A 22291-nucleotide genomic window follows, 5' to 3' on the forward strand; every position below is an offset into this window, starting at 1 on the left:
CTCAAAAGGTCGAAACGTCAGAACGTGACGCGCAGCCCCACCTTCAGCGAACGCCCCGGCAGCGGCGCCTTCGGGAACACCGTGGTCGTCAGGATCGAGGTCGGCGTGTAGGCCAGCGTGTTCCCGATGTTGTCCATGCGCGCATACCAGGTGAGGTTGGCGCGCTGCACCTTCATGCGGTAGCTGATGGACGCGTTCCACAGCGTGTACGCGTCCGTCTCGCGCGCGCCCACGCTCGGCACCCGGCGCTGCGCCGCGTTGTAGTCGAAGCCGACGCGCGCGGTCCACGGCCCGTTGCCGTAGGCCAGTGTGGCGCCCAGGCGCAGCGGCGCGATGCGCGGCAGCGGCTCGCCGGTGTCGAGGTTCTTGGCGCGCACGATGTCGCCGCGCCATTCGAGGTCGAGCGTGCCCGCGTCGGCCATGCGCGCGAAGCCGTCGGCGCCCAGCAGCCGCAGGTTGCCGTTGGCCTCGATGCCGGTGAAGCGCGCGCGCATGCCGCCGTAGCGGTACTCGGCCAGCGTGTCGGTCGCTTCGGGGTCGGTGACGACCTGCCCTTCCTCGTCGAGCGTGCGGCCCGATGCGGTCAGGCCGATGTAGTTGCGAAAGCGCGTGACGTACGCGTTCACGCGGGCCGTGTTCGGGCCCGACTTCCACTGCGCGCCCAGGTCGAAGCCGGTGGACTTTTCCTTGCCCAGGTTCGGGTCGCCCACCTCCCAGGCCGCGGTGGCCACGTGCGGGCCGTTGGCGAGCAGCTCGTAGTCCTTCGGTGCGCGCTCGGTGTAGGCCAGGTTCGAGGTCAGCTGCCACTGCGGCGTGAGGTTGACCAGCGCGCCGAACGCCGCGCTGTGCGGGTTGAAGCTGCGCTCGCCGATGGCGAAGCGCGTCACCGACAGGTCGTCGGGGTAGCCCAGCGAGCGCACCGTGACCTTCTCGGTGCGCGCGCCGAAGCTCAGGCGGCCCCACGAGGTGCCGAGCTCTTCGTGCAGGAACAGCGCGTTGGAGCGCGTGCGGCTGTGCGGCGCGAAGGCCTCCGAGCCGTCGGCGGCGAAGCGGTTGGTCTCGCGGCTGAAGCCGACCAGGCCTTCGAGGTTGCCGATCTTTTCGTGCCGCGCCTCGATGCGCAGGTCGTTGCTCAGGTTCGAAAAAGTGGTGCCGGCCTCGCGGCCCTCGAACTCGGTGTGACGGTAGTCGGTGCGGCTCACCTTCGCGTGGATGCTGCGGATGAAGCCGCCCGGGCGCCATTCGCCTTCCAGCGCGTAGCGGTCGGACTTCATGCCGATGGTCACGTCGTCCTCGGCCACGGTGCCGTAGTTGCTGCGGTAGGTGCTGGCCGAGGCGCCGATCCAGCCCTGGCTGAAGAACAGCGTGCCGCCGACCGCGCCGCCGTGCGCTTCGTTCTGCGAGTTGCAGATGCGACGCGCGAGCGACAGGCGCCCGGGCTTGCTGCATTCGAGATCGACCGGCACCGCCACGTCTTTCGAATCGCGGTTGAAGGCGTCGACGTGCAGGGCGAAGCGGTCGTTGCCGCCTTCGAGCAGCACGCCGCCGCTCTTTTCCTTGTTGCCGCTGGCGTAGCCCAGCTCGGCACGGCCGCCGAAGCCGTTGATGGGCTCGGTGGGGATGCGGTTGTCGATCACGTTGACCACGCCGCCCACGGCGCTGCCGCCGTACTGCAGCGCCGAGGGGCCGCGCAGCACCTCGATGCGCTCGGTCACCAGCGCGTCGACGGGCACCGCGTGGTCGTAGCTCAGCGCCGAGGCGTCGGGCGCGCCGCCGCCGTTCTGCAGGATGCGGATGCGGTCGCCGTCCTGTCCGCGGATGCTGGGGCGGCTGGCATTGGGGCCGAAGTAGCTGCTGCTCACGCCGGGCAGATTGTTCAGCGTTTCGCCCAGCGTCGATTCGGAGCGCAGCAGCAACTGGTCGCCCGACAGCGAGGTGGTCGGCGCGATCAGGTCGCTCGCGCCCAGCGGGTTGCCGGTGACGGTGACTTCGCGCAGGCTGGCGGCGTCAGCGGCCGGGGCGGCGGCGGTGTCGGCGGTCTGGGCCAGGCTCGCCACCGAGGCGAGCGAAAGAACGGCAGCGCCGATGGCGTTGCGACGGAATTGGGGGGTCATGAAGAAGGAACACTCGTTGAATCGGGGAACGACCGGCCGCCCTCACCCGCCCGAAGGGGTGCGGCAACCGGAACACGGGGGATTCAGCGAGTGGACGGCGGGCCGCGCGCGTCGAAGAGCGCGACCCAGCGGGCGATGGCTTCGCCCTGCAGATAAGCGAACGTGGCCGCCGGCAGCAGCATCGGCAGCACCACCAGCGGCACGCCGGGCACGCCCGTGCCGTGCGCCAGCTGGTCGTACAGGCGGCAGTCGGCGTCGTCGTGCACGCCGAACAGGCTGGCCAGCGTGTGGCCGCTGTCGTGCCGGTGCGCGGCCTGTGCCTGCGCCGCCGCAGCGGCGGCGGGCAGGCCCGGCACGTGCAGCGAACGGTGCATCAGCCCCATCGTGCCGGCGAACCAGAGCGCGAACGCCAGCGCGACGACGAGCGCGCGGGTGGCGCGCGTCATGCGGGTCGGGGTCTGGCGCAGGGTGGCGGACACGGGGCGTGAAAGAAGAGACTCAGGCCTTGACGCGCGAGGCGAAGGTCTTCTGGAACTTCTCGACCTTCGGGCCGACCACGAACGCGCAGTAGCCCTGGTTCGGGTGGTTCAGGAAGTAGTCCTGGTGGTAGGCCTCGGCGGTCGAGTAGTTGGCCAGCGGCGCCACTTCGGTCACCACGGGCGAGCTGTAGGTCTTGCTGGCCTCGATCTCGCGGATGACAGCGTCGGCGACCTCTTTCTGGGCGTCGCTCGTGGTGTAGATGCCGCTGCGGTACTGGGTGCCGACGTCGTTGCCCTGGCGGTTGAGCGTGGTGGGGTCGTGCACCACGAAGAAGATCTCGAGCAGCTCGCGCAGGCTGATCTGCGCCGGGTCGAATTCGAGCTTCACGACCTCGGCATGACCGGTGCGGCCGGTGCAGATCTGCTCGTAGCTCGGGTTCACCGTTTGGCCGTTGCTGTAGCCCGATTCGACGTCCAGCACGCCCTGCACCCGGTCGAACACCGCCTCGGTGCACCAGAAGCAGCCTCCGCCGAGCACGATGGTTTCGGTGGGCGACGGTGAGGAAGACATGGCGCGGCTCCGGGTGGGTTGGAAAAAGCGGGGACCGGTATTGTCGCGGCTTGACGGGCCGGATGCCGGTCACTACATTACTAACCCGTCAGTCATTAACACCATGGCCCCCCCCCGCTCCCTCGTCGACAAGTTCTGCCCGCTGCCGTCCAAGCGCGAGCGGCGCAAGGAGGCGCGTCCGGGCGAGCTGCTGGCGGCGGCGCTCGACCTGTTCGTCGAAAAGGGCTTTGCCGCCACCCGCTCGGAAGAAGTGGCGGCCCGCGCCGGCGTGTCCAAGGGCACCCTCTTTCTTTACTTTCCGAGCAAGGAAGAGCTGTTCAAGGCGGTGGTGATCGAAAACCTCGGCGGCCGTTTCACAGAGTGGAACGCCGAATTCGAGGCCTTCGAGGGCACGACGGCCGAGATGCTGCGCTACTGCATGAACGTCTGGTGGGAGCGCGTCGGCCTGACCAAGGCCTCGGGCCTGACCAAGCTGATGATGAGCGAAGGCGGCAATTTCCCCGAGCTGGCGGAGTTCTACCGCCAGCAGGTGGTGCGCCCCGGCCACGACCTGCTGCGCCGCATCCTGCAGCGCGGCATCGACCGCGGCGAGTTCGTGCAAATGGACATCGACCACGCCATCTACTCGGTGGTCGCGCCCATGGTGTTCCTCATGCTCTGGAAGCATTCGGCCATGGTCTGCGTCGACGGCGTGAGCACGCTCGACCCCGAAAAATTCATCGCCACCCAGTGCGAAACCGTGCTTCACGGCCTGTGCGTGCGCCCCGGGAGCCCCGCATGACGCCCGCCGGATGGCCGACTGGCGCGGTGGCGTCATCGGCGCGACCTAAAATTGAAGGTTTGTCCCGTCCAGAGCCTTCAAGGAAAGCCACGCCATGAACCCCACGCCCACCCTCGAGCGCTTGCGCTTCAACATGATCGAACAGCAGATCCGTCCCTGGGACGTGCTGGAGTCGGACATCCTCGAGCTGCTGGCCGAGATTCACCGCGAAGACTACGTGCCCGACGCGCACCGCACGCTGTCCTTCTTCGACATGGAACTGCCGCTGCTCGACGGCTCGGTGCCCGGCGAATTCATGCTGTCGCCCAAGGTCGAGGCCCGCACCCTGCAGGACCTGCACATCCAGAAGCACGAATCGGTGCTCGAGATCGGCACCGGTTCCGGCTTCATGGCCGCCCTGCTCGGCGCCCGCGCCGCCCAGGTGCTGTCGCTCGAAATCAACCCCGTGCTGGCCGCCCGCGCCGCCGACACGCTGCGCCAAAACGGCGTGACCAACGTGGAAGTGCGGCACGCCGACGGCGCCGTGCCCCTGACCAGCGGTCCGAGCTTCGACGTGATCGTGCTCAGCGGCTCGGTCGCGCGCATTCCGCAGAACCTGCTCGGCTCGCTCAAGGTCGGCGGCCGCCTGTCGGCCATCGTCGGCGACGAGCCCATGATGCGCGCCCATTTCGTGACCCGCACCAGCGAAAGCAAGTGGGAAACGATCCAGCCCTGGGACACCGTGGCGCCGCGCCTGCTGAACTTCCCCGAGCCTTCGCGCTTCGCGTTCTGATCGAGCGGCCCACCGAATGATCGATCAAGTCCGCCCCGCCGACCTGGCCGCCTGGTTCGCACAGGACGCCGACGCCGCCCCCGTGCTGCTCGACGTGCGCGAGCCCTGGGAGCTGCAGACGGCGAGCGTCGCGCCGCAGGGCTTCACGCTGGTCGCGATCCCGATGAACGAGATCCCCGGCCGGCTGGCCGAACTCGCCGCCGGCGACGGACAGCCCGCGCCCCGCATCGCCTGCCTGTGCCACCACGGCGCCCGCAGCCAGCGCGTGGCCGCTTTTCTGCACCAGAACGGCTTTGACTCGCTCGCCAACGTGGCGGGGGGCATCGACGCCTGGTCCGCGCAGCACGACCCGAACGTGCCGCGCTACTGATTCTTTCCCTCCCAAGGACGTTCAATGCCTCCCAGGCCCCGGCTTCTGCCTCTTTCCGCAGCCCTCGCAAGCGCCATTGCGAGCCTGCTCGCACTGCCGGCCCAGGGCCAGACACTGAACGAACTCTACGATTCCGCGCGCGGCTTCGATGCCACCTACCAGGGCGCCCGCGCCCAGTACGAGGCCAACCTGGCGCGCGCCGCGCAGGCCAAGGCCGGCATCCTGCCGGCCGTCGGGCTCACCGCGGGCGTGAACCGCAGCAACCTGGACATCGACACCCTGACCGGCACCGGCCGCGGCACCAGCGCCTCGCGCGACTTCACCACGCAGAACGTCGGCATCAATGCCACGCAGCCGCTGTACCGCCCCGCCAACTGGGCCACCTACGAGCAGGGCAAGCGCCAGGCCGAAGTGGCGCAGGCGGTGCTCACCATCGCCGAGCAGGACCTGATCGTGCGCGTGAGCCAGGCCTACTTCGACGTGCTCGCCAGCCAGGACAGCCTGGCCCTGGTGCGCGCGCAGAAGGTGGCCGTGGCCGAGCAGCTGGCATCGGCCAAGCGCAATTTCGAGGTCGGCACCTCCACCATCACCGACTCGCGCGAGGCCCAGGCCCGCTACGACCTCGTGATCGCCCAGGAAATCGCCGCCGAGAACGACCTGCAGGTCAAGAAGGTGGTGCTCGACCAGCTGGTCGGCCGCCCGGGCAGCGTGCCCGTGCCGCTGGCCGCGCCGGTCGTGCTGCCGACCGCGCAGCCCGCCGACATCAACGCCTGGGTGGCGCAGGCCGACGAGGTGCATCCGGCGATCCGCCAGGCGCGCCTGGGCCTGGACGTGGCCGGGCTCGAAGTGCAGAAGGCGCAGGCCGGCCACAAGCCCACGCTGGACGCCAACCTGGGCTACAACGTCACGCGCAACCCGACCGGCACCAGCACCAGCACCGTGGGCACGCGCGTCAACGCCGCCACGGTCGGCGTCACCTTCAACCTGCCGCTGTTCGCGGGCTTTGCCACCGAGAACCGCATCAAGGAAACGCTGGCGCTCGAAGACCAATCGCGCAGCGTGCTCGAGGGCACGCGCCGCAGCGTGGCGCAGGCCACGCGCGCGGCCTACCTCGGGCTGGTGTCGGGCGCCGGCCAGGTGAAGGCGCTCGAAGCCGCCGAATCCTCCAGCCAGAGCGCGCTCGACGCCAACAAGCTGGGCTACCAGGTGGGCGTGCGCATCAACATCGACGTGCTCAACTCGCAGAGCCAGCTGTTCCAGACCAAGCGCGACCTCGCGCAGGCGCGCTACAACGTGCTGCTGGGCAACCTGAAGCTGCGCCAGGCCAATGGCACGCTGACGACCGACGACATGAACGCGATCAACGCGACGCTGGCGCGCAATGGCAGCACGCCTGCAGTGCCTGCCGCGACGACGGGCGCGCCCGTGGTGCCCGTGACGCCGCCGGCCATTCCAGTGGTGCCGCCGGTGCCGGTGCAGCCGTTCAACCCGCCTGCGCCGACGATGCCGTCGGCACCGCCGCCGCCGGTGATCCTGAACCCGCCGGTGCGCTGACCCGGCAACGGGTCACGCCATCAATCCAGCGTGGGTTCGGCCCGCGCCGCTTCGGGCGGCGCGCTGTCGTCGCCGGCCACAGGTGTCGTCACCGGCTCTGCCGCCTGCGCAATCGCCAGCACCGCCGCCGCCGTGCGTTCGGCCGCGCCACGGTTCGACGACGAGAAGGCCAGCGCAGCCTGCGCCATCGCAGCGCGGCGCTCGGGGTTCTCGACCAGCTTGAGCGCGGCCGTCACGGCCTGCTCCATGCCCTCGACGCGCAGCGACGCGCCCGCCGCGAGCGACAGCTGCGCCGCCTCGGCGAAGTTGAAGGTCGAAGGGCCCATGACCACCGGGCAGCCGCAGGCCGCAGGCTCGATGAGGTTCTGCCCGCCCAGCGGCTCGAAGCTGCCGCCGAGCAAGGCCACGTCGGCCAGGCCGTAGTACAGCGCCATCTCGCCCAGCGAATCGCCGAGCCAGATCTCGGCCTCGGCCGGCTGGCCGGCCGCGCTGCGGCGCGCCACCGCGAAGCCTTCGGCCTCGATGAGCGCCGCCACCTCGTCGAAACGCTGCGGATGGCGCGGCACGATCATCCATTGCACGTCGTGCACGCGCTTGGCGATCGAGCGGATCGCGCCCTGCTCGGGCGGCACCGGCGAGGTGGCGCCGAAGCGCTTGAGCACCTCGAGCAGCAGGCGTTCTTCGCCGTCGCGCGAGCTGGCCAGCACGACCATCGGACGCGGCAGGTGCTCCCGCAGCGACACGGCCGTGGCCAGTTGCCGCGCGTCGGGCGTGGCGTCGAACTTGAGGTTGCCGTAGATCCCGGCCACCTTGGCGCCCAGCGACACCAGCCGGTGCGCATCGGCTTCGGTCTGCGCCCAGACGGCGGCGAGCGCCGAGTACGCCGGCCGCGCCAGCCCGCTGAGCCGTTCGGCCGCGGCGCGCGATTTCTCGTTGAGCCGCGCATTGGCCAGCACCAGCGGAATGCGGCGCTCGGCGCAGGCGGCGGCCATCTCGGGCCAGACCTCGGTTTCCATCAGCACGCCGATGCGCGGCTGGAAGCGGTCGAGAAAGCGGGCGACGGCGCCCGGCGTGTCCCACGGTTGCCAGACCTGCGTGTCGCCCGGCTCGAGCAGCTTGGCGCCCTCTTCGCGGCCCGTGGCGGTGCCGTGCGTGAGCAGGATCGGAATGCCCGGGTACTGGCGCCGCAGCTCGGCGATCAGGATGGCGGCGGCGCGCGTCTCGCCCAGCGAGACGGCATGCACCCAGCACTGGGCAAAGCCGGTGGTGGCGTCGTCGTAGTGGCCGAAGCGCTCCTCGACGGCCACGGCATAGCCGGGCTCGGCGATGGCGCGGCGGCGCAGCTTGCGGCGGACCAGCGGTTGGACGGCGGTGGTGAAGACGCCGTAGAGGCGAAGCAGCAGGGAACGCACAGGTTCTTCAGTGGGCAGCAGCGGCCAGCGTGGCGTCGGGCTTGACCGTTCGCAGCACCGCAAGCATCTCGGTCTCGATGCGTTGGAGCGCCGCCTCGGTCTGGCCTTCGAAGCGCAGCACCAGCACGGGGGTGGTATTGGAAGCGCGGATCAGCCCGAATCCATCGGGCCAGTCCACGCGCAGGCCGTCGATGGTCGAGACCTGGGCGGGCGCGTCGAAGCGCGCGTTCTGCACGAGTTGGGCGACCAGCGCGTGCGGCTCGCCTTCGGCGCAGGCGACGTTCAGTTCGGGGGTCGAGAAGCTGGTGGGCAGCGCATTCAGCACGGCGTTCGCGTCCGGGTGCTTGCTCAGGATCTCGAGCAGGCGGCAGCCGGCGTAGGTGCCGTCGTCGAAGCCGTACCAGCGCTCCTTGAAGAAGATGTGGCCGCTCATCTCGCCGCCCAGCGGCGAATCGATTTCCTTCATCTTCGCCTTGATGAGCGAGTGGCCGGTCTTGTAGATCATCGGCGTGCCGCCCGCGGCCTCGATGGCCGGCGCCAGGCGCTGCGAGCACTTCACGTCGTAGACGATGGTGCCGCCGGGCACGCGCGAGAGCACGTCCTGCGCAAAGAGCTGCATCTGGCGGTCGGGGAAGATGTTCTGGCCGTCCTTGGTGACGATGCCCAGCCGGTCGCCGTCGCCGTCGAAGGCCAGGCCCAACTCGGCCTGGCCCTTGGCCAGTTCGGCCATCAGGTCCCGGAGGTTGTCGGGCTTGCTCGGATCAGGGTGGTGGTTGGGGAAGTTGCCGTCGACCTCGCTGAACAGCTCGACCACGTCGCAGCCGATGGCGCGGAAGATGGCCGGCGCGGTCGCGCCCGCGATGCCGTTGCCCGAATCGACCACGATCTTCATGGGGCGGGCGAGCTTGATGTCGCCCACGATGCGCTGCACGTAGGCGTCGGTCACGTCGACCTTGCGCACGCTGCCGCCGGGCGCCAGCGTGGCGCTGCCGTCTTCCATGGTCTTGCGCAGGCCCTGGATCTCGTCGCCGTAGATCGCGCGGCCGGCCAGCACCATCTTGAAGCCGTTGTAGTCCTTCGGGTTGTGGCTGCCCGTGACCTGGATGCCGCTGGTGCACAGCGTGTGGGCCGCGAAGTACAGCATCGGGGTCGTGACCGCGCCGATGTCGATCACCTCGACGCCGGTGGCGACCAGGCCGTCGATCAGCGCGTCCACCAGCGCCGGGCCCGACAGGCGGCCGTCGCGCCCCACGGCCACCGCGGTCTCGCCGGCCGCACGCGCTGCGCTGCCGAAGGCACGGCCCAACGCCTCGGCCACTTCGACATCGAGACTGAGGGGCACGACGCCGCGGATGTCATAGGCCTTGAAGATCGATGCGCTGAGCTGCATGAAGGGCGGGGTCACTGTTGGTTCGGAGTCGGGCATTGTAGGCAACGCGTTGTAGACATCGATGTCCGAAAACGGCCAGTTGAAACGAGTCGAAACCGTATCATTTCCCCATGTCTACCGCCCACGCCCCCTCCGAAGTGCTCGAGAGCGACGCCTGCTACCTGGCGATGAAGACGCACGACGCGCGCTTCGACGGCTCGTTCTTCACGGCCGTGACCTCCACCGGCATCTACTGCCGGCCGGTGTGCCGCGTGAAGCTGCCGCGGCGCGAGAACTGCCGCTTCTTCCGCCACGCGGCCCAGGCCGAGGCAGCAGGCTTTCGCCCCTGCCTGCGCTGCCGGCCCGAGCTGGCACCGCGCGCAGCCAGCTGGTCGACCGAAGATGCCTCGCGCATCCTCGCCTTGCAGGCGGCGCGCTTGATCGACGAGCCCGATGCCTGGTCCGAGGGAGGCCCCGGCGCGGCGCAGATCGCGGCGCGCCTGGGCGTGAGCGACCGCCACCTGCGGCGCATCTTCGAGGCGCAGTTCGGCGTGTCGCCGCTGCAGTACCTGCAGACGCGCCGTCTGCTGGCCGCCAAGCAACTGATCGCCGACACGCGCCTGCCGATGACGCAGGTGGCGCTGGCCAGCGGCTTCGCGAGCGTACGGCGCTTCAACGCGGCCTTCGTGGAGCACTACGGGCTCAACCCGAGCGCGCTGCGCCGCGCGGGCGGCACCGAGGGCGGAGAAGGCAAGGCCATCGAAGTGCGGCTGGGCTTTCGCCCGCCCTACGACGCCAACGCCATGCTCGGCTTCTTCGCACGGCGCGCGCTGCGCGGCGTCGAGACCGTGCACACCGCCGACGGCAAGGAGCCCGCCAAGGGCAGCACGCCGACCTACGTGCGGCTGGCGCGCACCCTGCGCGTGCAGCAGGGCGGGCAGGCCCATGCCGGCTGGCTGCAGCTGCGCTTCGACCTCGAACGCGAGCAGGTGCTGTTGGCCGTGAGCGATTCGCTGGCCGCGGTGCTGCCGATCGTGATCAGCCGTGCACGCGCCCTGTTCGACCTCGACGCGGAGCCGATGGCCATCAACGCAGCCCTGCACGCCGCCTTCCCGCACGGCGACGGGCTGCGCGTGCCGGGCACGGTCGACGGCTTCGAGCTCGCGGTGCGCGCGGTGCTGGGCCAGCAGATCACCGTGGCGGCGGCACGCACGCTGGGCTCGCGGCTGGTCGAGGCTTTCGGCGACGCGATCGACACGCCCATCGACGGCCTGACGCGCCTCTTCCCCACGCCCGCCGCACTGGCAACGGCCAGTGGCGATGCGCTCGGGCAGCTGGGCATCGTGCGCCAGCGGCAGGCCGCGCTGCAGGCCATCGCGCGCGAAGTGGCCTCGGGCCGGCTGGCGCTGCATGCGGGCGCCGACGTGCCCTCCACCCTGGCGGCGCTGCAGGAACTGCCCGGCATCGGCGCCTGGACCGCGCAGTACATCGCGATGCGCGCGCTGCGCTGGCCCGACGCCTTTCCCGCCGGCGACGTGGCCCTGCAGAAGGCGCTGGGCGTGACCACCGCGCGCGCCGCGGGCGAGGCCTCGCAGGCCTGGCGCCCCTGGCGCGGCTACGCGGTGCTGCGGGCCTGGCACACGCCGCCCGCGCCCTCCGAACCGGCACCGGCCGCCGCGCCGAGCGCCACTTCTTCCGACCTCGCAACGGCAGGCCCTGTGCCTGAAAGACCATGAAATTCAAGCGCACCGTCATCTACACCTCGCACACCGACACGCCGCTGGGCGGCGTCACGATGGCCGCCACCGACCAGGGCCTGGCCGGCGTCTGGTTCGACCACCAGCGCCACTGGCCCGACACCACGGGCTGGCAGACCAAGGACGACCACCCCGCGCTGGTCGAGGCCGCTGCGCAGCTGCGCGACTACTTCGCGGGCCGCCGCAGCCACTTCGACATGCAGCTCGACCTGTCGCACGGCACCGCCTTCCAGCAGGGCGTGTGGCAGGCGCTGCTGGCCATCCCGGCGGGCGAGACCACGACCTACGGCGCGCTGAGCCAGCGCGTGGGCAACCCGGCCGCGGTGCGCGCGGTGGGCGCAGCGGTCGGGCGCAACCCGATCAGCGTGATCGTGCCCTGCCACCGCGTGCTGGGTGCAGACGGCTCGCTGACCGGTTACGCTGGCGGGCTCGATCGCAAGACCGCCTTGCTCGAACTCGAGACCGGCAAGTAAGACAGAAGAAAACACCGCCCATGGCGCAGCGCCACATGCCCTCGATGTGGCGCCGCGCCAATCCCCAAAGAGACGCATGACCACAACGAACAACAACACCACCGTCGCTCCCTCGCCTTCGCCCGCTCCCGCCGCGCTCGCACCGAAGGCGTGGCTCATCGACCTCGTGCTGCTGGGCGCGCTGTGGGGCGCCTCTTTCCTGTTCATGCGCATCGGCGCGGCGGAGTTCGGCGCGCTGCCGACGGCCGCCGTGCGCGTGGTCATCGCGGCGCTGTTCCTGCTGCCGATCGCGCTGCTGCGCGGCCAGGGGCCGTCCATCGCGAAGCACTGGAAGGCCAGCCTCACGGTCGGCATCTTCAACTCGGGCATGCCCTTCGCGCTGTTCTGCTTCGCGCTGCTGACCATCAACACCGGCCTGGCGGCCGTGCTCAACGCCACCACGCCAATGTTCGGCGCGCTGGTGGCCTGGGCCTGGTTCCGCGAGCGGCCGAACGGCTCGCGCCTCGTCGGCCTGGTGATCGGTTTCGCGGGCGTCGCGATGCTCGCCAGCCGCAGCGCCGGCCTGCATGCCGGCGCCAGCAACCACGCCGCGCTGTGGGCCGTGCTGGCCTGCCTCGCGGCGTGCCTCTGCTACGGCATCTCGGCCAGCGCCACGCGGCGCCACCTGTCGGGCGTGCCCGCGCTGACCACGGCCACCGGCAGCCAGATCGGCGCCAGCCTGTTCCTCGCGCTGCCCGCGATCTGGCTCTGGCCCGCGCAGATGCCCAGCCTGCGCGCGTGGCTGGCGCTGCTGGCCCTGGGCATCGCCTGCACGGGCGTGGCCTACATCCTGTTCTTCCGGCTCATCGAACGCGCCGGCCCGGCCCGCGCGCTCACCGTGACCTTCCTCGTGCCGGTGTTCGCGCTGTTTTACGGCGCCGTGTTCCTGGGCGAGCAGATCACGCAGTGGATGCTGATCTGCGCCTTCGTGATCGTGTGCGGCGTGGCGCTGTCGACCGGCATCGTCAAGCTGCCGTCGCTGCGCAAGGCCGCGGGCTGAGTTTTCTTCAGACCACGCCTGCGACCACGTTCACCGACAGGGCCAGCACCAGCATGTTGAAGGCGAAGGCAAGCACGCTGTGGACCAGCGTGATGCGCCGCATCTCGTGCGAGGTCGCCTGCACGTCGGACACCTGCGAGGTCATGCCGATCACGTAGGCGTAGTACATGAAGTCGAAGTAGTCGGGCGCCTCCTTGCCCGGGAAGTCGAGCCCGCCGTCGGAGGCGCTGTCCTTGCGGTCGATGTAGTAGCGGTGCGCGTAGTGGAAGGCGTAGATCGTGTGCATCATGAGCCACGAGCCCGCCAGCGCCACCAGCCCCAGCGCCACGTGCGCGCCGCGCGCCCAGCCGCTGAGCTGGCGCACCTGCTGCAGCAGCATCGCGATGGCGACCACGCTCACGCCCACCGCCACCAGCATCGACACCAGGATCACGACGTTGGGCTGGTCCAGCTGCTGCGCGCGCTCGCGCGTGCGCTGGGCATCGAAGGTCTCGGCCAGCCACCAGCTCAGCACCTGGTACACCGCCACGCCCGCGCACCAGCCGGCCAGCGCGCGCGCCGTAAAGCCCATCGGCCAGGGCACGAGCGCCACCACGACGGCCGCCGCGGCCCCGTAGAGAAGACGCTGGGGACCGGTGGTGGTGGAAAGGTGTTCGCGCATGGGCGGACTGTAGCGCCGCGGCATGCATCGGCGTGCGATCGGCAATTTCCTACAGGCACATCGGCCAACGGCGCATGCGCAGCGCGGTGCCCCGTCACTAAGGTGATGCGGTTTCAGGGAGCCTCAGCCCGGAGGCATCGCGCCATGCACATGCCCGAGGCATCTTTCACCCGAAGGATTTCTTTCATGCTGTTGCTTCGTTCGCGTCCGTTCGACCGGACCGCGAGATTCGGCGCCCTGGGCGCCCTGGCCGGAACCGGCGCCCTTTACCTTCTTTGCTTCGCGCCCTTTGCTGCGGCCGAGCCCTCGCCGGCGCTGGACCGTTTCAGCTTCTCGGTGGGGGCCTTCAGTGCCGACCCCAAGTTCAGCGCCTCGGTCGAAACCCCTTACGGCGTGCTGCGCTCGAACGAGCTCAAGCCGGGCCGCGTGACCATGCCACGCATCTCGGCCGACGTGCTGATCGGCGACAGCCAGGGCCTGTCTTTCGACTACTACCGCTACAAGCGCGACTACGAAGGACAGGTGGCGGGCAACACCTCGTTCGGCAGCTTCGGCTCGCTGAGCGCCATCGGCAACGCGAACCTCTCCGCCCAGCTCGACTTCGCCAAGCTCGCCTACAAGTGGTGGCTCGGCTCGGGCAACACCGTCTTCGGCCTGGGCGCCGGCGCGGCCTACTACCGCGCGACGCTCGGTGCCAGCGCGCTGGTCGGCGTGAACGGACAGGTGCGTTCGGTCAGCGAGCGCTCGAGCGACAACGCCATCGCGCCCTTGCTCGAGGTCGGCGTGCGCCACGCGATCACGCCCGACCTTCGGTTGTTCGCCGACGCCTCGGGCGTGTGGAAAAGCAGCGGCCGCTTCCACGGCAACATCTACAACGCCGCAGCCGGCGTGGAGTGGTTCCCGGTGAAGAACGTGGGCCTGGTGCTGTCGTATGGCGTGACCAACATCGACCTGACGCGCGAGGGCGGCTTCGCCGATTCGCGCCTGAAGGTGCGGCTGCAAGGGCCCTCGGCCTTCCTCAAGGCCCGCTTCTGACGCGGCCCCGGCGGGCGGCCGGCGCCGCATAGCCACTCTTCGCAAGACCGGCAGGCGGTGCCGGTCTTAGTCTGCGCTCCGATCGAACACCCCCAACGACCGGAGACACGCCCCCATGCCCGCCGCCCGTACCGAGCCCACGCCCTCCTCCTTCCAACGCATCGCCCGCATCGCGCTGGGCGACGTGATCCACCGCAGCGCGCGGCGCTTCGGCGCGCGCACCGCGCTCATCGAAGGCGAGCACCGCATGAGCTACCGCGAGCTCGACGCCGCATCGAACCGCTTCGCGCACCACCTGCTGGGCCTGGGCCTCGCAAGCGGCGAGCGCGTGGGCATGCTGTGCAACAACTCGATCGAGATGGTGGTCGCGCTGCTCGGCATCCAGAAGGCCGGGCTGGTGTGGGTGCCGATCAACACGGCGCTCGCGGTCGATGCCATCGGCTACATCCTCGAACATGCCGAGGTGCGGCACCTCGTGATCGACACCGCGCTGCACGCCAAACCCGAACTGCGCCAGTTGCTCGACACCGCGGCCGTCTCGCCGCTGCTGTGCGTGCTCGACGGCGACACCCCGCCGCCCGGCGTGCCCACCGTGGCGCAGGCCATCGCGCAGGGCCCCGCCACGCTGCCCGACGTGGCCATCGACAGCAACCAGCTCGCGCTCATCATGTACACCAGCGGCACCACCGGCCGGCAGAAGGGCGTGATGCATTCGCACGCCTCGGTGCACTCGGTGCTCCAGAGCAACATGCTCGAATGGGGCGGCGGCCCCGCGCACCACGACGTGTGGAGCAACGTGCTGCCGCTGTTTCACTGCGGGCAGCACACGGTGCTGATGTCGGCGCTCGCGGTGGGCGGCACGAACGTCATCCTGCGCGGCTTCGACCCCGGCGCGATGCTCGCCGCCATCGAGCGCCACAGGATCACGGTGACGGTCGGGCTGCCCATGATGTACGGCGCGCTGCTGGCCCACCCGCAGCGCGAATCGCGCGACCTGTCGAGCCTGCGGCTGTGCGTGTATGCGATGGCGCCGATGTCGCGCACGCTGCTGCTGCGCCTGCTCGATGCGCTGTGCCCGAACTTCGCGCTGGCCTCGGGGCAGACCGAGATGTACCCCGGCGCCACCATCTTCGAGACGCACCAGCAGCGCGAGCGCTTCGGCTCGTACTGGGGCGTGGGCACGCTGGTGAACGAGGTCGCGGTGATGGACGACGAGGGCGAGCTGCTGGCGCCGAACCAGGTCGGCGAGATCGTCTTTCGCGGACCGAACGTGATGCTCGGCTACTACAAGGACCCGCAGGCCACGGCGCATGCGCAGCGCTTCGGCTGGCACCACTCGGGCGACCTGGGCAAGCTGGACGACGACGGGCAGCTGATCTTTCTCGACCGGCTCAAGGACATGGTCAAGTCGGGTGGCGAGAACGTGCCCTCGCTCAAGGTCGAGGAAGTGCTGCTGCGCCACCCGGGCGTGCTCAACGCAGCGGTGGTCGGCCTGCCGCACGAGCGCTGGGGCGAGGCCATCACGGCCTTCGTCACGCGCCGGCCCGATGCGCCGGCAGAGTTCTCGGAGGCCACGCTCACGGCGCACTGCAAGGAACATCTCGGCGGCTTCGAGGTGCCCAAGGACATCGTCTTCCTGCCCGCGCTGCCGATGACCTCGACGGGCAAGATCCAGAAGTTCGAGCTGCGCCAGGCGCACCAGGGGCACTACCAGCGCGACTGAATCAGGATGACGACAGTTTCTGCAGCAGCGACGCCCGCACTTCCTTCTTGAGCACCTTGCCGACCTTGGAGCGCGGCAGGTCGGCCCACACCTCGACCTGCTTGGGCGCCTTCACGCTGCCGATGCGCGACTTGACGAAAGCCTTGATCGCCTCGGCGTCCACGCTGCGGCCCGCGTGCAGCTGCAGCACGGCCACCACGCGCTCGCCCCACTTCTCGTCGGGCAGGCCGACGACGGCGCTGTCCTGCACGTCGGGGTGCTGCATCAGCACCTGCTCCACCTCGGCGGAGTAGACGTTGAAGCCGCCCGAGATGATCATGTCCTTGGCGCGGTCGACGATGTACAGGAAGCCGTCGCCGTCGAGGTAGCCGATGTCGCCCGTGTGGTGCCAGCCGTGGCGCGAGGCCTCCTGCGTGGCCTTCGGGTCCTTGTAGTAGCCGCGCATCACGAGCGAGCCGCGCACCACGATCTCGCCGCTCTCGCCTGTGGGTAATAGCGCACCTTCGCCGTTCATGATGCCGACCTGCACCAGCGGCCCGGGCCGCCCCGCCGAAGCCAGGCGCTGGCGCGCCACCGAGCCGTCGGCATTGAAGTGGTCGCGCGGCGGCATCATCGAGACCATCATCGGCGCCTCGGTCTGGCCGAAGAGCTGGGCCATGACGGGGCCGATCTTGTCGAGCGCTTCTTCGAGCCGCGCGGCCGACATGGGCGCGGCACCGTACCAGAAGCACTGCAGCGAGTCGCGCTTCGTCTGCGCCAGTTCGGGGTGCTGCAGCAACATGTAGATCAGCGTCGGCGGCAGGAAGGTGTGGGTGACGCGCCGGCGCTCGATGAGCGCGAGGAACTCGCTCAGGTCGGGCTTGGGCATGATGACCACGCGCCCGCCCAGCGCCATCACGGGCAGGCACAGCACGCCGGCCGCGTGCGTGAGCGGCGCGAGCGCCAGGTACACGGGCCGGCCCTCGAACGGGTAGCCCATGAGGGTCAGCGCCGACATGGCCTCCAGGTTGCCGCCCGAGAGCATCACGCCCTTGGGCTGGCCGGTGGTGCCGCCGGTGCCGGCGATCATGGCCACGTCGTCGGGCGGTGCGATGTCGATCGGCGCATCGTCCAGCCCGTCGAGCCACTCGTCCATGGCGGGCGCGAAGGCCTGCCGCTGGTCGAGGCACACCAGCGCCTTCAGTTTCGGCAGCTGCGCGCGCATCTGCTCGACCATGGGCGCGTAGTTGCTGTGGAACACGAGGCAGGCGCAGTCGAAGGCGTCGAGCACGAAGGCGTTCTCGCTGGCCTCGTTGCGCGGGTTGATCGGGCACCACACGCCGCCGGTGCGCGAGATGCCGAACACCGTGGCGAAGGCCAGGGCGTCGTTGCTCGAGAGCACCGCCACCTTGTCCCCGGGCTGGATGCCCGCGCGCTGCAGGCCGCGCGCCACGCGCCAGCTGATGCGTTGCACCTGGCCGTAGCTCAGGTCGGCGTCGCCCATGGTGAGGCACGGCGAATTGGCGCCCTGCTGGGCGCCTTTGTCGAGGTAGTCGACGAGGCGCATGCGCGTCAGCCCATCCGCGTGAGCACGGGTTCCTGCACCAGCCCGAAGCTGCGCAGCGCCCCCAGCAGCTCGCGGTGCCCGAAGGCCTGGCAGCCCGAGGCGAAGCCGGCGCGACGCGGCGCCTGCTGCAGCAGCGAGGCTGCGGCATAGGCCTGCAGCAGCCCGGTCTGCTTGTAGTTGCAGTTGCCGAAGATCACGCAGTGCGCGCGGCCCAGCGGACCGGAGGCATGCACCGAATCGACGGACTTGTTGATGCGCGGGTTCTCGCGCGGCGGCATGGTGTTCATCACGCCCGCGGCCGTCTGGGCCAGCGCCGCATAGCGGTCTTCGTCGTTCATGCCTTCGGTGGCCTTGAGCGCGGCGGCCACGATCTGCGGCACGCCCAGCATCAGCGGCTTGTTGAAGACACCGCCGAGCACCTTTACGTTGGCCACGCGCGGATCGCGCTTGAACCACACCGGGTGCGAGGTGCCGCCCCAGGGCAAGGCCAGCGCGGCTTCATGCTGGCCGGGAATCGACAGGTGGTACAGGCCCGCATCGGGTTGCCACTCGACGTACTGGTTCTGCTCCAGGTAGAAGGCCTTCGACGTGGCTGCGTTCACCAGGATGGTCTGCGTCGACGCGATGGTCGGGCTGCCGCCCCAGAACACCGCGATGTCGAGCGTGTCCAGGCCGGGCGTTTCCAGGCACAGCTGCGCCGCGATTTCGCCGGTGGTGTACATCTGCGCCAGGCCGGGCGACAGCAGCAGGCCGGCCGCCGCGAACTTGGCACCGTACTTCTGGTCGAGCGTGATGAGCCAGTCTTGTTCGCCGGTGGTGTCGGTGTAGTGGCAGCCGGCGGCCAGGCAGGCATCAACCACCTCGGGACCGAACTTGGCGAACGGCCCCACCGTGTTGAGCACCACCGAGGCGCCGCTGAAGAGCTCGGTGAGCGCTTCAACCGTGTGCGCGACCTCGACCACTTCGTAGTCGGCGGTCTCGATGCCGGGCACGTTCGACTTCATCGCCGCTTCGAGCTTCTCCGCGCTGCGGCCTGCCGCGATGAAGGGGATGTGGTACTCGCGCAGGTACTCGCAGACCAGGCGCCCGGTGTAGCCGGAGGCGCCGTAGACGATGACGGGTTTCTTCTTGCTGCTCATTGTTTCTCTCCTGGTTGATCGCTCACATGCCCATGCCGCCGTCCACCGCGAGGCCCGCGCCGGTGATGAACCGGGCGGCGTCGGAGCAGAGGAAGACCACCACGTCGGCCATGTCGCCGATCTCGCCGAGGCGGCCCAGCGGCGTCTGGCCGATGACGTCGCCCACGGCGGCCTCGACGCTGGGCGCGAGCCCCGCGGTCACGATGTCGTTGGCGAGCTTCATGCCCATGTCGGTGGGCACGAGGCCGGGGTAGATGCAGTTGACGCGCACGCCGTAGCCCAGCTTGCCGGACTCCATGGCCGCCACGCGCGTGGCGCGGTCGACCGCCGACTTGGTCGCCGAGTAGCCAGCGATGGCGGGAAAGGCGATGGTGGCCGCGACCGAGGCGATGTTGACCACCGCCCCGCCGCCGCCCGCGCTGCCGCCGGGGCGCATGGCGCGAAAGGCGTGCTTCATGCCCAGCAGCGTGCCGGCCACGTTCACGTCGAGCATGCGGCGCAGGTCGTCGCCGTCGACATCGACCACCAGCGAGGTGATCTCGATGCCGGCGTTGTTGACCAGGATGTCGAAGCCGCCGAGTGCCTTCACCGTGGCTTCGGTGGCAGAGGCCCAGTCGCCGTCCTTCGTGACGTCGAGCGGGACGAAGCCCACCTTCGCCCCTTCGGCGGAGAGCCGCTGCGCGGTCTCGCGGCCCAGGTCGGCGAGCACGTCGCCGATCATCACCGACGCACCCGCCTGCGCCAACGCCTGGGCGATGCCCGCGCCAATGCCGCGCGCACCCCCTGTCACCAGGGCCTTGCGCCCCGTCAAGTCGAACTTGGCCATCACTTGTCTCCTGTGGATATGTGTATGAGATGGAGCGGCCATGCTAGGAATCGACTTGACGAGTGTCAAGAATTTTTTTGACGACTGCCCAAATTTCGTAAAATGCCTCTGGAATGCACGTACGAGGGATTTCCCACGCCGCGTGCTATGGTTTGCAATCACCAGGAAACACAGCGGCCGGCACTCTGCGGCCTGGCTAGAAATGACCACTCATTCACGGGTAAAGAAGCACGCCGGGCGGGTGCAGAAGGCGCCGGCCGACAAGTTCGAGCAGCGTCGCGCCGAGCTCGGCGAAGCCGCCCTCACCACGCTGGCCACGCTCGGCTACGCGCGCACCAGCCTGCGCGAAATTGCGCAGAACTCCGAGTTCTCGCATGGCGTGCTGCACTACTACTTCAGCGACAAGGTCGACCTCATCGTCTGCAGCGTCAAGCAGTACAAGGCGCGCTGCGTCACGCGCTACGACCACGCCGTCGACACCGCCACCACGTATGACGAGCTCATGGAAGGCTTCCTGCAGAGCCTGGGCGACACGCTGCTGGGCGAAGGCCACGTGCACCGGCTCTGGTACGACCTGCGTTCGCAGGCGCTGTTCGAAGCGGCCTTCCACGACGACGTGGTGCAGATCGACAAGAGCCTCGAAGACATGATCTGGCGCATCATGAGCCGCTTCGCCGAACTCTCCGGCCAGACGCCGGGCCTGCCGCCCTCGGCCTGCTACGCCCTCTTCGACGGGCTGTTCCTGCAGGCGCTGCTCAAGCACCTCTCGGGCGACACCAAGGCCATCGCCGACATGCAGGCCGATGTGCGGCAGTCGATCGAGCGGTTGTTTGCCGCGCCGGCCAAGGCCGCGCCCGCCCCTCGCAAACGGCGCGCCTGACGCCGCCATGGCGCCCTTCAACACCGCCTACCGGCAGACGCTGCTTGCCGGGCGCCTCACCCTGGGCCTGATGACGCCGCTGGCGCGCCCGCCCGGCGCGATGGCCGACCCCACTTCCGAACTGCAACTGGCCCGGCTGGCCGACACGCTCGGCTTTGCCGCGCTGTGGACGCGCGACGTGCCCGTGATGCTGCCGCAGGGCGAAGAAACCGCGGTGCTCGACGAGCCCTTCGTCTGGCTCACCGCGCTGGCCGCCGCCACGCAGCGCATCGCGCTCGGCACCGCCGCCGCGGTGCTGCCGCTGCGCCATCCGCTGCACGTGGCCAAGGCCGCGCTCTCGCTCAACCGCCTGTCGAACGACCGCTTCATCCTCGGGATGGGCTCGGGCGACCGCGAGGCCGAGTTCGCCATCTTCCAGCAGGACATCGCGCTGCGCGGCGACGTCTTCCGCGAACGCTGGAACCTCGTGCGCTCGGCGCTCTCGCCCGATGCACAGGAGCGCGCCGCGCTGCACGACGCCACCGGCGGCCACGACCTCATGGCACCGCCCGCCGCGCGCATCGGCATGCTGGTGGTGGGCTCGGCGCGCCAGTCGCTGCAATGGACCGCCGCCCACGCCGACGGCTGGGCCACCTACCACCGCGACGAGGCACGCCAGCAGGGCCGCATCGGCCTGTGGCAGACCGCGCTGCGCGAACGCGCGGGCGGCGAGGCCAAGCCCTTCATTCAATCGTTGCAGCTCGACCTGCTGGACGATGCCGACGCGCCCGCCGAACCCATCGAGCTCGGCCTGCGCGCCGGACGCCATGCGCTCGTCGACTACCTCGACCGCATGGAAGACGCCGGCGTCGCGCACGTGCTGCTGAACCTCGCGCGCAGCAGCCAGCGGCCCGCGCAGGACGTGGTCGACGAACTCGGCCGCGAGGTGCTGCCGCGCCTGCAAGGCCATGCGCGCACACCGCCAGCCTGAGCCGTGCAGAATCCGGCGCTCGCCGTTGTCGCCCCTATTCCAAGGACTTTCCCCATGACCGATCTCTCGCACTTCCCCATCACGAAGAAATGGCCCGCGCAGCACCCCGAGCGCCTGCAGCTGTACTCGCTGCCCACGCCCAACGGCGTGAAGGTGTCGATCCTGCTGGAGGAAATCGGCCTGCCCTACGAGCCGCACCTCGTGAGCTTCGAGACCCAGGACCAGATGTCGCCGGAGTTCCTGTCGCTCAACCCGAACAACAAGATCCCCGCCATCCTCGACCCGAACGGCCCGGGCGGCCAGCCGCTGGCGCTGTTCGAATCGGGCGCGATCCTGCTGTACCTCGCCGAGAAGACCGGCCAGTTCATCCCCAAGGATGCGGCGGCCCGCTACGAGACCATCCAGTGGGTGATGTTCCAGATGGGCGGCATCGGCCCGATGTTCGGCCAGCTCGGCTTCTTCAACAAGTTCGCCGGCAAGGACTACGAAGACAAGCGCCCGCGCGACCGCTACGTGGCCGAATCGAAGCGCCTGCTCGGCGTGCTCGACAAGCACCTTGCCGACCGCACCTGGATCATGGGAGACACGTACACCATCGCCGACATCGCCACCTTCCCGTGGGTGCGCAACCTGATCGGCTTCTACGAGGCCGGCGAACTCGTGGGCTTCAGCGAGTTCAAGAACGTCGCGCGCGTGCTCGAGGCCTTCGTGGCGCGGCCCGCCGTGGTGAAGGGCCTGGGCATTCCGAAGCGGGGCTGAGGCCCTCTCGATCGGCCCTCCGCCGGGGCCGTCGTCTGCATCGGCGGCGGCCGTACCGAGC

21 protein-coding genes are annotated in these 22291 nt (G+C 69.7%); 12 read left to right on the forward strand and 9 right to left on the reverse strand.

All coding sequences use genetic code 11. From position 1 onward, the window contains the following. Nucleotides 1-17: 17 nt before the first annotated feature. From AC07Y4_RS13765 to msrA, 3 genes are all read right to left on the reverse strand, one after another. Nucleotides 18-2114, reverse strand: coding sequence for a TonB-dependent receptor (locus AC07Y4_RS13765; RefSeq protein ID WP_307587363.1), 2097 nt, complete (start codon nucleotides 2112-2114; stop codon nucleotides 18-20). A gap of 83 nt (nucleotides 2115-2197) precedes the next feature. Next, nucleotides 2198-2593 (reverse strand): hypothetical protein, encoded by a 396-nt coding sequence (locus AC07Y4_RS13770; protein WP_254668041.1) that lies wholly within the window; start codon nucleotides 2591-2593, stop codon nucleotides 2198-2200. Between the two features lie 19 nt (nucleotides 2594-2612). Then, the gene (gene msrA / locus AC07Y4_RS13775) at nucleotides 2613-3164 is read right to left on the reverse strand and encodes a peptide-methionine (S)-S-oxide reductase MsrA (RefSeq protein WP_354343797.1); all 552 of its coding nucleotides are present in this window, start codon (nucleotides 3162-3164) and stop codon (nucleotides 2613-2615) included. 103 nt (nucleotides 3165-3267) lie between these two features. Between msrA and AC07Y4_RS13780 the strand changes: the two genes are divergently transcribed. From AC07Y4_RS13780 to AC07Y4_RS13795, 4 genes are all read left to right on the forward strand, one after another. Further along, nucleotides 3268-3945 (forward strand): TetR/AcrR family transcriptional regulator, encoded by a 678-nt coding sequence (locus AC07Y4_RS13780; protein WP_495274690.1) that lies wholly within the window; start codon nucleotides 3268-3270, stop codon nucleotides 3943-3945. A gap of 94 nt (nucleotides 3946-4039) precedes the next feature. Continuing rightward, a complete protein-coding gene (locus AC07Y4_RS13785) occupies nucleotides 4040-4717 on the forward strand; it encodes a protein-L-isoaspartate O-methyltransferase family protein (RefSeq protein WP_495274691.1) in 678 nt (225 codons plus the stop codon). 16 nt (nucleotides 4718-4733) lie between these two features. Next, a complete protein-coding gene (locus AC07Y4_RS13790; protein WP_369646240.1) occupies nucleotides 4734-5087 on the forward strand; it encodes a rhodanese-like domain-containing protein in 354 nt (117 codons plus the stop codon). 24 nt (nucleotides 5088-5111) lie between these two features. Next, entirely contained in the window at nucleotides 5112-6641 is a 1530-nt protein-coding gene (locus AC07Y4_RS13795) for a TolC family outer membrane protein (protein WP_495271758.1), read from the forward strand. A 20-nt stretch (nucleotides 6642-6661) separates the two neighbouring features. Here AC07Y4_RS13795 and AC07Y4_RS13800 read toward each other — a convergent pair whose 3' ends face one another. Beyond that, the gene (locus AC07Y4_RS13800) at nucleotides 6662-8053 is read right to left on the reverse strand and encodes a 3-deoxy-D-manno-octulosonic acid transferase (RefSeq protein ID WP_492736670.1); all 1392 of its coding nucleotides are present in this window, start codon (nucleotides 8051-8053) and stop codon (nucleotides 6662-6664) included. A 7-nt stretch (nucleotides 8054-8060) separates the two neighbouring features. After that, entirely contained in the window at nucleotides 8061-9443 is a 1383-nt protein-coding gene (locus AC07Y4_RS13805; protein ID WP_062469990.1) for a phosphomannomutase/phosphoglucomutase, read from the reverse strand. A 110-nt stretch (nucleotides 9444-9553) separates the two neighbouring features. Here AC07Y4_RS13805 and AC07Y4_RS13810 point away from each other — a divergent pair, with 110 nt between their 5' ends. The 3 genes from AC07Y4_RS13810 to AC07Y4_RS13820 all read left to right on the forward strand — a co-directional run bounded on the left by AC07Y4_RS13810 (nucleotide 9554) and on the right by AC07Y4_RS13820 (nucleotide 12691). Beyond that, entirely contained in the window at nucleotides 9554-11158 is a 1605-nt protein-coding gene (locus AC07Y4_RS13810; RefSeq protein ID WP_495274692.1) for a DNA-3-methyladenine glycosylase 2 family protein, read from the forward strand. Continuing rightward, entirely contained in the window at nucleotides 11155-11652 is a 498-nt protein-coding gene (locus AC07Y4_RS13815; RefSeq protein ID WP_495274693.1) for a methylated-DNA--[protein]-cysteine S-methyltransferase, read from the forward strand. Before AC07Y4_RS13810 ends, AC07Y4_RS13815 begins: the two co-directional genes overlap by 4 nt. Nucleotides 11653-11728: 76 nt before the next feature. Then, on the forward strand, nucleotides 11729-12691 hold the full coding sequence (locus AC07Y4_RS13820; RefSeq protein WP_095746282.1) for a DMT family transporter: 963 nt from the start codon (nucleotides 11729-11731) through the stop codon (nucleotides 12689-12691). A gap of 7 nt (nucleotides 12692-12698) precedes the next feature. Here the strand turns inward: AC07Y4_RS13820 and AC07Y4_RS13825 are convergent, their stop codons facing one another. After that, nucleotides 12699-13352, reverse strand: coding sequence for a DUF1345 domain-containing protein (locus tag AC07Y4_RS13825; RefSeq protein WP_495274694.1), 654 nt, complete (start codon nucleotides 13350-13352; stop codon nucleotides 12699-12701). A gap of 186 nt (nucleotides 13353-13538) precedes the next feature. On the opposite strand from AC07Y4_RS13825, the gene AC07Y4_RS13830 reads away from it, so the two are divergent. After that, on the forward strand, nucleotides 13539-14387 hold the full coding sequence (locus tag AC07Y4_RS13830) for a hypothetical protein (RefSeq protein ID WP_492684487.1): 849 nt from the start codon (nucleotides 13539-13541) through the stop codon (nucleotides 14385-14387). A 115-nt stretch (nucleotides 14388-14502) separates the two neighbouring features. After that, nucleotides 14503-16110 carry a class I adenylate-forming enzyme family protein gene (locus tag AC07Y4_RS13835; protein ID WP_495274695.1) on the forward strand — a complete coding sequence of 536 codons (1608 nt, stop codon included), beginning with the start codon at nucleotides 14503-14505 and terminating at the stop codon, nucleotides 16108-16110. Between the two features lies 1 nt (nucleotide 16111). On the opposite strand, the gene AC07Y4_RS13840 is transcribed toward AC07Y4_RS13835, so the two are convergent. Genes AC07Y4_RS13840 through AC07Y4_RS13850 form a run of 3 tightly spaced genes read right to left on the reverse strand, consistent with a single transcriptional unit; the run spans nucleotide 16112 to nucleotide 19621 of the window. After that, on the reverse strand, nucleotides 16112-17656 hold the full coding sequence (locus tag AC07Y4_RS13840; RefSeq protein WP_495274696.1) for an acyl-CoA synthetase: 1545 nt from the start codon (nucleotides 17654-17656) through the stop codon (nucleotides 16112-16114). Between the two features lie 5 nt (nucleotides 17657-17661). Next, nucleotides 17662-18795, reverse strand: a complete 1134-nt coding sequence (locus AC07Y4_RS13845; protein ID WP_492680677.1) for a DUF5938 domain-containing protein — start codon at nucleotides 18793-18795, stop codon at nucleotides 17662-17664. 22 nt (nucleotides 18796-18817) lie between these two features. Next, complete coding sequence (locus AC07Y4_RS13850; protein ID WP_495274697.1) at nucleotides 18818-19621, reverse strand: SDR family NAD(P)-dependent oxidoreductase; 804 nt, start codon at nucleotides 19619-19621, stop codon at nucleotides 18818-18820. A gap of 202 nt (nucleotides 19622-19823) precedes the next feature. On the opposite strand from AC07Y4_RS13850, the gene AC07Y4_RS13855 reads away from it, so the two are divergent. The 3 genes from AC07Y4_RS13855 to AC07Y4_RS13865 are packed head-to-tail and all read left to right on the forward strand — an operon-like array spanning nucleotide 19824 to nucleotide 22230. After that, complete coding sequence (locus AC07Y4_RS13855; protein ID WP_495274698.1) at nucleotides 19824-20501, forward strand: TetR/AcrR family transcriptional regulator; 678 nt, start codon at nucleotides 19824-19826, stop codon at nucleotides 20499-20501. Between the two features lie 7 nt (nucleotides 20502-20508). Continuing rightward, nucleotides 20509-21471 (forward strand): TIGR03571 family LLM class oxidoreductase, encoded by a 963-nt coding sequence (locus AC07Y4_RS13860; RefSeq protein ID WP_495274699.1) that lies wholly within the window; start codon nucleotides 20509-20511, stop codon nucleotides 21469-21471. Nucleotides 21472-21525: 54 nt separating this feature from the next. Then, complete coding sequence (locus tag AC07Y4_RS13865) at nucleotides 21526-22230, forward strand: glutathione S-transferase N-terminal domain-containing protein (protein WP_495274700.1); 705 nt, start codon at nucleotides 21526-21528, stop codon at nucleotides 22228-22230. Nucleotides 22231-22291 lie beyond the last annotated feature (61 nt).

It is taken from the genome of Variovorax sp. GW460-12-1-14-LB1, from assembly GCF_059423605.1.

Excerpts from the sequence above, each read along its gene's own strand:
- AC07Y4_RS13830 (WP_492684487.1), top strand. The coding sequence starts at position 13,539 with ATGCTGTTGCTTCGTTCGCGTCCGTTCGACCGGACCGCGAGATTCGGC.
- AC07Y4_RS13815 (WP_495274693.1), top strand. The coding sequence starts at position 11,155 with ATGAAATTCAAGCGCACCGTCATCTACACCTCGCACACCGACACGCCG.
- AC07Y4_RS13840 (WP_495274696.1), bottom strand. The coding sequence starts at position 17,656 with ATGCGCCTCGTCGACTACCTCGACAAAGGCGCCCAGCAGGGCGCCAAT.
- AC07Y4_RS13860 (WP_495274699.1), top strand. The coding sequence starts at position 20,509 with ATGGCGCCCTTCAACACCGCCTACCGGCAGACGCTGCTTGCCGGGCGC.
- AC07Y4_RS13825 (WP_495274694.1), bottom strand. The coding sequence starts at position 13,352 with ATGCGCGAACACCTTTCCACCACCACCGGTCCCCAGCGTCTTCTCTAC.
- AC07Y4_RS13820 (WP_095746282.1), top strand. The coding sequence starts at position 11,729 with ATGACCACAACGAACAACAACACCACCGTCGCTCCCTCGCCTTCGCCC.
- AC07Y4_RS13780 (WP_495274690.1), top strand. The coding sequence starts at position 3,268 with ATGGCCCCCCCCCGCTCCCTCGTCGACAAGTTCTGCCCGCTGCCGTCC.
- AC07Y4_RS13805 (WP_062469990.1), bottom strand. The coding sequence starts at position 9,443 with ATGCAGCTCAGCGCATCGATCTTCAAGGCCTATGACATCCGCGGCGTC.
- AC07Y4_RS13790 (WP_369646240.1), top strand. The coding sequence starts at position 4,734 with ATGATCGATCAAGTCCGCCCCGCCGACCTGGCCGCCTGGTTCGCACAG.
- AC07Y4_RS13810 (WP_495274692.1), top strand. The coding sequence starts at position 9,554 with ATGTCTACCGCCCACGCCCCCTCCGAAGTGCTCGAGAGCGACGCCTGC.
- AC07Y4_RS13850 (WP_495274697.1), bottom strand. The coding sequence starts at position 19,621 with ATGGCCAAGTTCGACTTGACGGGGCGCAAGGCCCTGGTGACAGGGGGT.
- AC07Y4_RS13765 (WP_307587363.1), bottom strand. The coding sequence starts at position 2,114 with ATGACCCCCCAATTCCGTCGCAACGCCATCGGCGCTGCCGTTCTTTCG.
- AC07Y4_RS13785 (WP_495274691.1), top strand. The coding sequence starts at position 4,040 with ATGAACCCCACGCCCACCCTCGAGCGCTTGCGCTTCAACATGATCGAA.
- AC07Y4_RS13865 (WP_495274700.1), top strand. The coding sequence starts at position 21,526 with ATGACCGATCTCTCGCACTTCCCCATCACGAAGAAATGGCCCGCGCAG.
- AC07Y4_RS13795 (WP_495271758.1), top strand. The coding sequence starts at position 5,112 with ATGCCTCCCAGGCCCCGGCTTCTGCCTCTTTCCGCAGCCCTCGCAAGC.
- msrA (WP_354343797.1), bottom strand. The coding sequence starts at position 3,164 with ATGTCTTCCTCACCGTCGCCCACCGAAACCATCGTGCTCGGCGGAGGC.
- AC07Y4_RS13855 (WP_495274698.1), top strand. The coding sequence starts at position 19,824 with ATGACCACTCATTCACGGGTAAAGAAGCACGCCGGGCGGGTGCAGAAG.
- AC07Y4_RS13835 (WP_495274695.1), top strand. The coding sequence starts at position 14,503 with ATGCCCGCCGCCCGTACCGAGCCCACGCCCTCCTCCTTCCAACGCATC.
- AC07Y4_RS13845 (WP_492680677.1), bottom strand. The coding sequence starts at position 18,795 with ATGAGCAGCAAGAAGAAACCCGTCATCGTCTACGGCGCCTCCGGCTAC.